The sequence below is a fragment of the Kurthia sp. FSL E2-0154 genome (genome assembly GCF_038003625.1).
GTDB lineage: Bacteria > Bacillota > Bacilli > Bacillales_A > Planococcaceae > Kurthia > Kurthia gibsonii.
The window spans coordinates 336,793-348,959 of record NZ_JBBOPO010000001.1 but is presented as its reverse complement, the minus strand read 5'-3'; the positions used below and the strand labels follow the sequence as shown (position 1 = coordinate 348,959).

The window sequence follows — 12,167 nt, the reverse complement described above, 5'->3', positions numbered from 1 at the left end:
GTTAATCTCTCCCCTTTAAAATTTGCTCCATGATCGCCATACGAATGTATAAACCATTTTTCATTTGTGCGAAGATTCTTGAGCGCTCACACTCTACTAATGATGAATCGATTTCTACACCGCGATTAATTGGTGCAGGGTGCATGATGATTGCACCGTCCTTCATTTGCTTTTCACGCTCAACCGTTAAACCGTATTGTGCATGATAACTCTCTGTTGTGAACCCTTCATATGCTGCATCACGTTCATGTTGTACGCGCAGTAACATAATCACGTCGCTCGTTTCGATTTGTTGATCCCACTCATGTTGTGCGTCAAACTCACCTTGCCATTCTGGAGGACATACAAAGTGAACATCTGCGCCCAACTTTTCAAGTGCAATCGCATCTGACTTCGCTACACGACTATGTGAAATATCACCTGCAATCGTTACTTGTACGCCTTCAAATCGTCCGAACTCTTTATAAATCGTATATAAATCAAGTAGTGATTGTGATGGATGTTGTCCTGCTCCGTCTCCTGCATTGACAATCGCTACGTCTACCCCTTCTAGTAACTCTTCATAATACGCATCTTGTTTATGTCGAATAACAACTGCGTCAATTCCGCTCTGCTGAATTGTTTTTACTGTGTCGTATAAAGTTTCTCCCTTTAATACACTTGAAAAGCCTGTATCAAATGGAATGACTGTCGCTCCTACACGACGCTCTGCCACTTCAAATGATGTTTTCGTACGTGTACTTGGCTCAAAAAAGAGGTTTGCAACAAAGTATTCTTTCTCTAGTTGTGGTTGTGCGCCCGCCTCGAATTCAGCCGCTCTGTTTAAAATCGTCATAATTTCTTCTGTTGATACTTCATCCATTGACAGTAAATTTTTCATTTCTGCAGATCCTCCTCATTTTTCATAAGAAAAGCCTCCCTAAATTTGGTTAGGGAGGCTTAAGATGGGTATGACAAGGTAGAGAGGTAGTGTATAGACTACTTCCGTACAAATCACAGCACCCTTCTTTGCCTCTCTGGGCAATCTTTAAAAGGTTATTTATTATTTATTTTTCAAGTTGTTTTTCACGTTCTTCTTCTGCTTGTAACTCAATATCCGGCTGTGCTTTACCTGGTAAGATGACATTTAAAATCACACCGACGATTGCTGCTAAAGCCATACCTTCGATTGCAAAATCATTGCCTTCAATACCGAATGCATTTTGCCATAAAATCTTACCGCCACCGATTCCTAAGATTAAGATTACCGAAGCGATAACTAAGTTACGTTTATGATCGAAGTCGATTTTGTTTTCAACTAACATACGTAGACCAGATGAAGCGATAATACCGAATAGTAGAATCGATACACCACCAAGTACTGGTGCAGGGATTGTGCTTACAAGTGCCATTAACTTACCTGAGAATGCAAGTAGCATAGCGAATACTGCCGCACCGCCGATGACCCATACGCTGAATACACGTGTTAACACTAATACACCAATGTTTTCACCGTAAGTTGTTTTAGGTGGTCCACCTACTAATGCTGAAAGGAATGTACCTAACCCATCACCTAGTAATGAACGATTTAGACCAGGGTTTTTAATATAGTTACGTTTTACAATTTTCCCTAATACTAATTGGTGACCAATATGTTCTGAAATCGTTACGATAACAATCGGTACCATCGCAAGCGCAATCGCCGGTGTAAAGTTAATTGTGTAATCGACACCTGGTATTAAGAAATTTGGTACTTCAATCCATGCCGCATCAACTACTTTTGAAAAGTCGATAAAGTTTGTACCTGCAATTTTGTCTGAAATTAATGCTGCTACATAACCTGCAATTAAGCCAAGTAAGATTGGCATTGTACTTACTACACCTTTAATGAAGTTGTTCACTAAGATGGCTGCTGCTAATGTAATCAGCGCAATGATGAAATACGATGCATGATACACTTTTGTACCGTTTTGTAATGTTTCATTCATTGACATATCTACAGCGGTTGCTGCTAAACCTAAACCGATAACCATAATAACAGGTGCTACAACGATTGGCGGTAATAAACGCATTAACCATTTATAACCTGTTTTCCAAATCACTAGTGCGACTATACCGTATGTCACACCAACTAGCATGGCGCCTAGCATGGCTCCACCTGGTCCGCCAAATGACTGTGTTGCAACCATCATTGGTGCGATAAATGCAAATGATGATCCTAAGTACGCTGGAACTTGAAAGCGTGTAATTAATAAGAAGAATAATGTTGCAACGCCACTTGTTAAAAGGGCAATTGCTGGTGATAAACCTGTTAATGTTGGAACAAGGATTGTCGAACCAAACATCGCAAACATATGTTGTAAACTAAGTGTTAAAAGTTGGCTCGTTTTCGGCTTGTCGTTAATATCTAATACTGCATTTGTCATATCTATAATGTCCTCACATTCTATCTTGCTTATTCGTAAATGGCTACTTGGTCTGTATCGTCTACTTCCACCATGCTTACAACAATGCGTTCATGACTTGCTGTTGGAATGTTTTTCCCTACGAAGTCTGCACGAATTGGTAGTTCACGATGTCCTCTGTCAACTAGAACGGCTAGTTGAATTTGTGAAGGTCTACCGACATCCATTACAGCGTCCATTGCTGCACGTACCGTACGTCCTGTGTACAATACATCATCTACGAGTACAACTTTTTGATTCGTTACATCATCTGTAATATCTACTTGTTGTACGAGTGCTTCTCCGTTATTCGTCTTTGTCGATAAGTCATCACGATAAAGTGAGATGTCTAATTCTCCTGAACGAATTTCTTTTTTCTCAATCGTATTGATTTTTTGTGCTAAACGTTTCGCTAAGTATGCACCGCGTGTTTTGATTCCAACTAAAATCACTTCATCAATACCCTCATTGCGTTCGATGATTTCGTGTGCAATTCGTGTTAAAGCACGATTCATACCTGCTTGATCAAGAATTTCTGCTTTTTTTGTCACGGTTATTACCTCCCTATTTCGTGGCATAAAAAAAACTCCCGAGCGTTATGCCCGAGAGGTTATAGGTATACTTATAGATATGTCAAATACACTGTACGCATACAGTAATCCCACATTCTTCGCATCCTTTTCAGCCTCTCTGGACTGTCTTTAAAGGTGAATATTAGTTTTTCACTGTTATCAGTATATGCTCTATGACTTAAAGTGTCAATTGCTTTTTTATTTTTTATCGTATGAAGATTTTAGTTCGTTCAATAATGCGTCAAACTCTTGTGGCATTGGCGCTTCAAACTCTAAATATTCATTCGTACGTGGATGAACAAAACCAAGTACACCTGCGTGTAATGCCTGACCACCGATATCCATTGTCTTTTTCGGTCCATATTTCGGATCGCCTACTAATGGATAGCCGATGTAGTTCATATGCACACGAATTTGGTGTGTACGACCTGTTTCAAGACGGCATTGTACTAATGTATAGTCTACACCAAAGCGACCAATCACTTGGAAATGTGTTACAGCGTGCTTTCCTTCATCTACAACGCCCATTTTTTGACGGTCTTTTTTGTCACGTCCGATTGGTGCATCAATTGTACCTTTATCATGTGGAATATGACCATGAACTAATGCAATATAACGACGTGTTACAGACTTATCGACTAGTTGTTGTACAAGCGACTCATGTGCTAAATCATTTTTAGCAACCATTAATAAACCTGATGTATCTTTATCAATACGGTGAACAATTCCTGGACGCATCACACCATTAATACCTGATAAATCTGTTACTTGATGCATTAAACCATTCACTAATGTACCGGTTGTATGACCAGGCGCTGGATGAACAACCATACCTTTTGGCTTATTCACAACTAATACATCTGCATCTTCATAAACGATTTCTAAGTTTAAATCTTCTGCTAAAATTTCAAGCGGCTCTGGTTCTGGTGGATTCACGACAATTTCATCGTTCTCTTTTAGTTTATATGTTTTTTTTACTTTTTCTCCATTTACTAATAAATGACCTTCATCAATAAATGTTTGAATTTGACCACGCGACCATTCTTCTTGTAAAGCTCCTAAGACTTTATCAAGACGTTGACCTTTTTGTTCTGCTGTAATTAAAAATGTTTCTGACATTACTTCACCTTTTTCTTTACTTTTCGATCTTCGAAAAGAATATATATAATTAACATAATAACGCCGAGCGTTAACGCTGCATCTGCAATATTAAAAATCGGGAATTGATAATTGATTCCTGGGATTAATACACTGACAAAATCGACAACTTCTCCACGAAATACTCGGTCGATAAAGTTACCAATTGCACCACCTAAAAGCATCATTAAACTCGCCTGTAATAACGGTTTTCTTTTTGCTTCTTTATGGTAAAAATAGATAATCCCTACGACCACGACTACTGTAATGATGGCGAATAACCAGAATTGATCTTGTAGAATTCCCCACGCAGCGCCGCGATTTCGATGCGAATAAATAGATAAATATGGGTCAAATACCGACACTTCTTGTCCAAGTTCCATATTGTCTACTACAAACCACTTCGTTACTTGGTCTAACACAATAACAAATAATGCAATAAGATAATATTTAAACACCTTGTTTCCTCCGTCTATACAATATGTTACTCATTTTACCATACCCATTCACTTTTTGAGAAATAACCGAAAGATTTTTTTATTCATGTTCTACTTCTTTCACGAATTGCACACAAAGAAAAACATCTTCCCAAACCGAATGAACGATTATAGGAAGATGTTTAAATTCTTATTATTCAGCTTCTACGTAATAAGCTTCTACTACTTCTGCACAATGTGCGCAAAGTGTAGGGTGTTGTTCATTAGAGCCAACTGTTTCTGAAATTGTCCAGCAACGCTCACATTTTTCACCTTCAGCTTTTTCTACTGTTACCGCAATACCATCTTGCTCTATAGCGCTATCAGGTGCTTCGCTTGTTAAGCCACCTACTACAAATTGAGAAACGATGCTTAATTGCGCATAGTTAACTGTAGGGTCTTGTAGCAATGCTGTTGTTTGCTCATCACAGTAAACTGTTACTTTCGCTTCAAGTGATTTACCGATAACTTTATGGTTACGCGCTTGTTCAAGTGCTTTCAACACAACACTACGAATTTCCATAATACGTGACCATTTTTCATCTAATGCTTCGAAATTGGCTTTTTCAACCGCATCTGGCATGTCTGTTAATTGAACAGAAGGTACATCTGTTTCTTCTAAATACGACCACATTTCATCCGCTGTATGTGGAATGATTGGTGATAATAGTTTTAGTAATGCATCTAATGTATCCGCAATAACAGATTGCATCGCACGACGAGCTGGTTGATCATAACCTTCAATATAGACAACATCTTTCGCAAGATCTAAGTAGAATGAACTTAAATCAGATGAGATGAAGTTGTTCATCGCTTTATACACTGTTGCAAATTCATATGCATCATATGCTTCACGAACTGTTTTGATGAACTGTTGTAACTTCATATACATGTATTGATCTACTTCACGTAAATCTTCATATGCTACATAGTCTGTTTCACGATTGAAGTCGTGTAAGTTACCATGTAAGAATTTAAGCGTATTACGTACTTTACGATATACTTCCGAAACTTGCTTTAACATATCCATTGAGATACGAACGTCTGCTGTATAGTCAACAGAAGCAACCCATAGACGTAGGATATCTGCACCGTATTGATTCATTACTTTAGATGGCGCGATGATGTTACCAAGTGATTTAGACATCTTACGACCATCACCATCTAGTACGAAACCATGTGATAGTAAACCTTTATAAGGTGCGTGACCATTAATTGCAACCGATGTGATTAATGACGAGTTGAACCAACCACGATATTGGTCAGAACCCTCTAAGTATAAATCAGCTGGGTAGCGTAATTCTGGACGCTCATCTAATACACCTTGATGTGTTGAACCTGAATCAAACCATACATCCATGATGTCATTTTCTTTTGTAAACTCACCATTTGGTGAACCAGGATGTGTGAAGCCTTCTGGTAATAACTCTTTTGCTGTTTTTTGGAACCAAATATTTGAACCGTGTTCACGGAATAAGTTTTGTACGTGTTCAATTGTTTCTTTTGTAATAATTTCTTCACCGTTCTCAGCATAGAATACAGGAATTGGAACACCCCATGTACGTTGACGAGAAATACACCAGTCACCACGATCACGAATCATATTATACAGACGTGTTTCGCCCCATACAGGTGTGAAGTTTGTCTCACGAATCGCTTGTAATAATTCGCCGCGGAAACTTTCAATTGATGCAAACCATTGTGGTGTTGCACGGAAAATAACTGGTTTTTTTGTACGCCAGTCATGTGGGTACGAGTGCTCGAAGAATGTTTTGCTTAATAAAGCACCTACTTCTTCTAACTTATCACAGATTGGTCCATTTGCTTTTTCATAGAATAAACCAGCAAATTCACCTGCATCTTCTGTCATCATACCTTTGTTATCAACGATTGATAATGTTTCAAGACCATAACGTTTACCAACTTGATAGTCATCTTCACCATGGCCTGTTGCTGTATGAACACACCCTGTACCAGCTTCTGCTGTTACGTGGTCACCTAACATCACTAATGATGTGCGGTCAAATAAAGGATGTTTCGCTGTTACGTTTTCTAAATCTGCACCTGAGATTTCACGATCAATCTCCACATTTTCAAAACCTAGTTTTTGTGCAACGTCCTCTAATAAATCTTTTGCTACGATATATTTTTGATCGTTTGCTTTCACTACAATATAGGTGAATTCAGGATTTACTGAAATACCTAAGTTCGCTGGGATTGTCCATGGTGTTGTTGTCCAGATGATGAACTTTTCATCTTGGTTCACAACGCCTTTTCCATCTTCTACAGCGAATGCTACATAAATTGATGGTGATGTTACATTAGCATATTCGATTTCAGCTTCTGCTAATGCTGACTCACTTGAAGGTGACCAGTAAACAGGTTTTAAACCTTTATAGATATAACCCTTTTCAGCCATACGACCAAATACACCAATTTGACGAGCTTCAAACTCAGGGTTTAATGTGATATATGGGTTTTCCCAATCACCACGAACACCAATACGACGGAATTGTTCACGTTGGTTATTTACTTGTTCATATGCATATTGCATACATAACTCACGGAATTCTGCTACCGACATTTTTTTGCGGTCATGTCCTTTTTTAGTTAATGCTTGTTCAATTGGTAAACCATGCGTATCCCAACCAGGAACGTACGGTACAAAATAACCTGTCATTGAGCGGTGACGGTTAATCATATCTTTTAATACTTTGTTTAAAGCATGACCCATGTGTAAATCGCCGTTCGCATACGGAGGTCCATCATGTAAGATAAATGGTGTACGATCTTTTGTACGTTCAAGAACAAGTTTATTAATATCCATCTCGTTCCATTTATCTTGGATTTTTGGTTCGTTGTTTGGTAAATTTCCACGCATCGGGAAATCAGTTTTTGGCATCAATAGTGTATTTTTATAATCCATATTGAAGTTCCTCCTCTAATTCATCTCATATTTTCCCTAGGAAATTTCCCAGGAAATAAAAAAACTCCCCATCCCAAAGGGACGAGGAGGAGTATTCTCGCGGTACCACCCTAGTTGCAAACTAATTCTACTTAATTTGCCTCTTAGAACACAGTAACGGTGTGCGCCCGAGATTGCTTACTAAATCTGTTCAGCAATCTAGTTCAAGAGTGATTTTCTCTTATGATTACGTTGTCCGAGCTTACACTATCCTCGAATCGCTTTACTGCTCTCATAAAATACTGTCTCTATCAATACTTTTATACATATAATGCGATTATAAAAAAACGTTTCGCATTCGTCAAGTAGTACTCAACTATTCTTGTGGTAAATTTAAATGTTCTAGCTCTGATGTATCTGCTTCATATTCCATCAAATGATCCCAATCATCATTCTCGATTAAGTCCAATTGTGCTTCTACAATCATTTTAAAGCGATTGCGGAATACTTTTGATTGTTTTTTCAGTTCTTCAATTTCCATCGCAATGCGACGCGCTTTTGAAAGTGCTTCGTTCACAATGCGATCGGCATTTTTCTCTGCTTCTTTCACAATTAACTTCGCTTCTTTTTGTGAATTACGACGCACTTCTTCAGCCGCTTCTTGTGCCACAATAATCGACTTTTGAAGTGTATCTTCTAAAGAGTTATAATGACCAATTTGCTCATTCATCGATACCAGACGGTTTTCCAATTCCTTTTTTTCGTCTAAAATGACTTTCAAATCTTCCATGACTTGTTCTAAAAATTCATTAACCTCATCTTCATTATATCCACGAAACGCGCGGTTGAATTCCTTATTATGTATATCGATTGGTGATATTGGCATATTTTTCTCCCCTTTTTCCTGTCAATATAGATAGGTTTATTATACCCCTCATTAGGTATAACTTCATCTACTATTATTATTTTTTATAATTTTTATCTTTTTCTTTCTAATTTCCCAAATACAATACGAATTTTATCTTTTTTTGTACGTCCTTCGATTGAACGAATCATAGAGCGACCAAACCCCCGAATTGAGATTAAATCTTGTTCTTCTAACTCCATTGTTCCTTGCTCTTGTTGCTGATGATTCACTTTTACTTTTCCAGCTTGAATCAATTGGGATGCCTTTTGACGTGATATTTTATAAACAGATGCAATTACTGTATCTAAACGTAACGAAGATACCGTATCATATTGTTCCGTCCATTGATCTTGTGGCAAAAGATAATGAGCTTCTTCTGTCACTTCCATTAAATGAACCTTCGCTTTATGAATGGACTCTAAATTAACCATAATAAAGGATGCAAATGCTTTTTGTATAACAAATTGGATTTTTTCTCCATCTATTCTAATATCCCCAAACTTACCACGATCTAAACCTGATGCCATTAACGCACCTAAAACATCACCGTGTTTTAATTGTAAGAATTTTGCGGGGTAACGTAATTCATATACCACTAACTCAAAATCATTCTTTTCTGGCTCAAAGTAATCTGGGTATAGCAGCACACGCTGTCTTTCTGCTTCTACAAAACCACCAGATGTTTGAATCTTTACATCACCATTTTGACCTACTAAAGATGTAATAATAGCAATTTGGCGTGGATCTAAAAAAGCGGTTAGTTTTGGTGTATATCTTAATGCCACATCTGCAATCCATTCTTTCGCTTGAATAACAAAAGGCTGCTCATCTTCTCGAAAGTGTTGTAAAATTTCTTCCATGTTTTCACCTCAAAAAAGTGACCTTCTCTCAGTATAGTGACTTACGAACGATACTGTGAAAAGGTCACCCTTCAACATTCTATTTAATACATTAGATAAAACAATACTTTGATTACACCAAGTTGAATAAAATTCAGTGCGATGATTGCAACAATTGGTGAAATATCAATCATACCAATCGGTGGAATAATCTTTCTGAAAATTTCCAAATAAGGTTCAACAATCTTGCCAATCACTTGACCAAAAGTAGACTCTTGTAATGCCGGTAACCATGACATCAATACATAAGCAATAATGACATAAAAATAAATTTCAAACGCGATATTAATTACGTTTATTAACATGTAATATCTCCTCTAATCATCAAAATGATAATTTGAAATAGTCCCATCTACTTCAACATTATCAGGTGTGCATAAAAATATATTTGAACCGACTTGTTTAATATCACCATTTAAAGCGAAAATGACACCACTTAGAAAATCAATCATACGACTTCCTTGTACTTTATCAATACGCTGTAAATTTACAACTGCTGCTCGTTTATTTTTTAAACAATCTCCGATATTTTCTACTTCTGTATAAGAAAATGGTTCAAATAAAATCACTTTTGATGTTTTTTGTGTAAAACTCACCACGTTATGAATCGAGCCTACCTGCTCATTTTCAATAACAGTTGGTACTGCTGTCGGCTTTTTTGACTTATTCGGACGTGGTCGATTTGGAATCGCCATTGCATTCTTTGATACTTCTTGAACAGGTGGTTGTGCTTCTGGTTGTTGTTTTGATTTTACTTGTGTCGATGTTGTTTCCTCTTCTTCATAGAACTCTTCATCATCTAGTCTAAAAAAGTTTTTAACGACATTTTTCATTTTCACTCCGAAACACTTCCTTCACTTCCAACTAAAGCCGTACCAATTCTCACAAAGGTTGCGCCTTCTTCAATTGCAATTGCATAATCATTCGACATACCCATCGAAAGTTCTGAACATGGCGCATACGGGATTTGTAAATCTACGACTTGTTGTTGTAATTTTTTTAAACCCTTAAATGTGTAGCGAATAATTTCTTCATCCTCTGTATTTGGTGCCATCGTCATTAAGCCTACAATTTGAATTTTAGAATATGCTGCTAAATCTTTAATAAATGGAATCGTTTCTTCTACACTTAAACCATGCTTAGCTTCTTCTTCTGAAACATTGACCTGTACGAAACACTTTACTACTTGATTTGCTCTTTTTTCAATTTCTTCTGCTAAGCTAAGACGATCTAATGAATGTAAATAATCAATTTGATTAATTACTTTACGCACTTTTCTAGTTTGTAAAGAACCAATATAATGCCAGATCGCTTGTTTACCAATTACTTCTTCTTTAGCAATCAATCCTTCAGGGCGGTTTTCACCTAAATGTCGCAAACCATTGCTAATTGCTTCTTGCGCGCGTTCAATTGATACTTGTTTTGTAACTGCAATAATTTGAACATCCTCGGTATTACGCTGCGCCTTTTCAGCTGCCTCTATTATATGTTGTTGAATATTTTTTAGATTCTCTGTAATTGTTTTCATATTCTTCCCAACTTTTCAAAGTTACTTATAGTCTCATTGTATCAAGCATATAAAGAGATTTCAATGAATAGCACCCTATATGTCTACACTGTTATGTGCTTGTAATAAAAGCCAACAAATGTTAGTGTGCAACACTTGTTGGCTCAAAATGATACTCACCTATATTACTTTATCGGCGATTTTTACGATTTCTTAAAAATGCTGGGATTTCATACGTATCTTCAGACATCGTATTATTTGAAGTTGTTGCTGTCTCTTCTTGAACCGGTTGTTGTACTGGTTGAGGTGACTGTTGTACTTGTTGTGGGCGCGCAGTCTGATTCAGACCCGGACGCATCATTTGACGTGGATCTGGCACAACAGCTGCTTCATTAAAATCTGTTGCAATAACTGTCACAACAATCTCATCTTTTAAGTCATCATTAATAACAGAACCGAAGATAATATTAACATCTTCGTCTGATGCAGATGCAACGATTGCTGCCGCTTCCTGTACTTCAAACAAACTTAAACTTGCTCCACCCGTAATATTCATTAGAACGCCTTTTGCACCTGTAATGGATGTTTCAAGTAATGGACTTGAGATAGCTTTTTTCGCCGCTTCTACAGCGCGTGTTTCACCCGAGGCTACACCGATACCCATTAATGCTGAGCCCTTATTAGACATAATCGTTTTTACGTCTGCAAAGTCTAAGTTAATTAAACCTGGTACAGCGATTAAATCCGAAATACCTTGAACCCCTTGACGAAGTACATTATCAGCTTCACGGAATGCTTCAAGCATTGGTGTACTCTTATCAACAATTTCTAATAAGCGATCATTTGGAATAACGATTAATGTATCTACCGCTTCTTTCATTGCTTGTGTACCAGCTAATGCTTGTGATTGGCGTTTACGACCTTCGAATGTAAATGGACGTGTAACAACACCTACTGTTAAAGCGCCTAAATCGCGAGCAATTTGTGCAATAACAGGTGCCGCACCAGTACCCGTACCACCACCCATTCCAGCAGTAACAAATACCATATCTGCTCCAGCTAATGCTTCTTCTAATTGTTCTTTACTTTCTTCCGCTGCTTTTTTACCAACTTCTGGGTTAGCACCTGCACCTAATCCACGTGTTGATTTAGCACCAATTTGTAATTTTATTTCAGCACTTGATAGCTTTAATGCTTGTGCATCTGTATTAACAGCAATAAATTCTACACCTTGAACACCATGCTCAATCATACGATTTACAGCATTATTACCACCGCCGCCAACACCAATTACTTTAATTACGGCTAGTGCATCATCATTTGTATCAAATTCTAACATGC

At 37.5% G+C, this 12,167-nt stretch carries 12 protein-coding genes and 1 other annotated feature; all 12 genes read right to left on the bottom strand.

Annotation, left to right across the window (positions count from 1 at the left end; genetic code table 11):
* Window position 1 precedes the first annotated feature (1 nt).
* A complete protein-coding gene (locus MHB75_RS01630; protein WP_340995507.1) occupies window positions 2-880 on the bottom strand; it encodes an aspartate carbamoyltransferase catalytic subunit in 879 nt (292 codons plus the stop codon).
* 166 nt (window positions 881-1,046) lie between these two features.
* Complete coding sequence (locus tag MHB75_RS01625; protein ID WP_340995505.1) at window positions 1,047-2,405, bottom strand: uracil-xanthine permease family protein; 1,359 nt, start codon at window positions 2,403-2,405, stop codon at window positions 1,047-1,049.
* A 29-nt stretch (window positions 2,406-2,434) separates the two neighbouring features.
* Window positions 2,435-2,974: a bifunctional pyr operon transcriptional regulator/uracil phosphoribosyltransferase PyrR gene (pyrR, locus tag MHB75_RS01620; RefSeq protein WP_068455056.1), complete on the bottom strand. Its 540-nt coding sequence runs from the start codon at window positions 2,972-2,974 to the stop codon at window positions 2,435-2,437.
* A gap of 219 nt (window positions 2,975-3,193) precedes the next feature.
* Complete coding sequence (locus tag MHB75_RS01615) at window positions 3,194-4,114, bottom strand: RluA family pseudouridine synthase (RefSeq protein WP_068455057.1); 921 nt, start codon at window positions 4,112-4,114, stop codon at window positions 3,194-3,196.
* A complete protein-coding gene (gene lspA / locus MHB75_RS01610; protein ID WP_068455058.1) occupies window positions 4,114-4,590 on the bottom strand; it encodes a signal peptidase II in 477 nt (158 codons plus the stop codon). The genes MHB75_RS01615 and lspA overlap by 1 nt, the downstream gene beginning before the upstream one ends.
* Before the next feature lie 172 nt (window positions 4,591-4,762).
* Window positions 4,763-7,534, bottom strand: coding sequence for an isoleucine--tRNA ligase (gene ileS, locus MHB75_RS01605; protein ID WP_340995501.1), 2,772 nt, complete (start codon window positions 7,532-7,534; stop codon window positions 4,763-4,765).
* A 74-nt stretch (window positions 7,535-7,608) separates the two neighbouring features.
* Window positions 7,609-7,837: a binding site (T-box leader), on the bottom strand.
* Window positions 7,838-7,889: 52 nt separating this feature from the next.
* Entirely contained in the window at window positions 7,890-8,399 is a 510-nt protein-coding gene (locus tag MHB75_RS01600; RefSeq protein WP_068455061.1) for a DivIVA domain-containing protein, read from the bottom strand.
* A gap of 92 nt (window positions 8,400-8,491) precedes the next feature.
* Complete coding sequence (locus MHB75_RS01595) at window positions 8,492-9,280, bottom strand: YlmH family RNA-binding protein (RefSeq protein ID WP_340995499.1); 789 nt, start codon at window positions 9,278-9,280, stop codon at window positions 8,492-8,494.
* Window positions 9,281-9,363: 83 nt separating this feature from the next.
* On the bottom strand, window positions 9,364-9,624 hold the full coding sequence (locus MHB75_RS01590) for a YggT family protein (RefSeq protein ID WP_141272716.1): 261 nt from the start codon (window positions 9,622-9,624) through the stop codon (window positions 9,364-9,366).
* Between the two features lie 12 nt (window positions 9,625-9,636).
* On the bottom strand, window positions 9,637-10,152 hold the full coding sequence (locus MHB75_RS01585) for a cell division protein SepF (protein ID WP_141272789.1): 516 nt from the start codon (window positions 10,150-10,152) through the stop codon (window positions 9,637-9,639).
* 2 nt (window positions 10,153-10,154) lie between these two features.
* The gene (locus MHB75_RS01580) at window positions 10,155-10,847 is read right to left on the bottom strand and encodes a YggS family pyridoxal phosphate-dependent enzyme (protein ID WP_340995497.1); all 693 of its coding nucleotides are present in this window, start codon (window positions 10,845-10,847) and stop codon (window positions 10,155-10,157) included.
* A gap of 169 nt (window positions 10,848-11,016) precedes the next feature.
* Window positions 11,017-12,165 carry a cell division protein FtsZ gene (gene ftsZ, locus MHB75_RS01575; protein WP_068455074.1) on the bottom strand — a complete coding sequence of 383 codons (1,149 nt, stop codon included), beginning with the start codon at window positions 12,163-12,165 and terminating at the stop codon, window positions 11,017-11,019.
* Window positions 12,166-12,167 lie beyond the last annotated feature (2 nt).

What these genes read in the sequence shown, in the direction of transcription:
- MHB75_RS01630 (WP_340995507.1), bottom strand. Translation starts at nt 880, where the DNA reads ATGAAAAATTTACTGTCAATGGATGAAGTATCAACAGAAGAAATTATG.
- MHB75_RS01625 (WP_340995505.1), bottom strand. Translation starts at nt 2,405, where the DNA reads ATGACAAATGCAGTATTAGATATTAACGACAAGCCGAAAACGAGCCAA.
- MHB75_RS01615 (WP_068455057.1), bottom strand. Translation starts at nt 4,114, where the DNA reads ATGTCAGAAACATTTTTAATTACAGCAGAACAAAAAGGTCAACGTCTT.
- ileS (WP_340995501.1), bottom strand. Translation starts at nt 7,534, where the DNA reads ATGGATTATAAAAATACACTATTGATGCCAAAAACTGATTTCCCGATG.
- MHB75_RS01600 (WP_068455061.1), bottom strand. Translation starts at nt 8,399, where the DNA reads ATGCCAATATCACCAATCGATATACATAATAAGGAATTCAACCGCGCG.
- MHB75_RS01595 (WP_340995499.1), bottom strand. Translation starts at nt 9,280, where the DNA reads ATGGAAGAAATTTTACAACACTTTCGAGAAGATGAGCAGCCTTTTGTT.
- MHB75_RS01590 (WP_141272716.1), bottom strand. Translation starts at nt 9,624, where the DNA reads ATGTTAATAAACGTAATTAATATCGCGTTTGAAATTTATTTTTATGTC.
- MHB75_RS01585 (WP_141272789.1), bottom strand. Translation starts at nt 10,152, where the DNA reads ATGAAAAATGTCGTTAAAAACTTTTTTAGACTAGATGATGAAGAGTTC.
- MHB75_RS01580 (WP_340995497.1), bottom strand. Translation starts at nt 10,847, where the DNA reads ATGAAAACAATTACAGAGAATCTAAAAAATATTCAACAACATATAATA.
- ftsZ (WP_068455074.1), bottom strand. Translation starts at nt 12,165, where the DNA reads ATGTTAGAATTTGATACAAATGATGATGCACTAGCCGTAATTAAAGTA.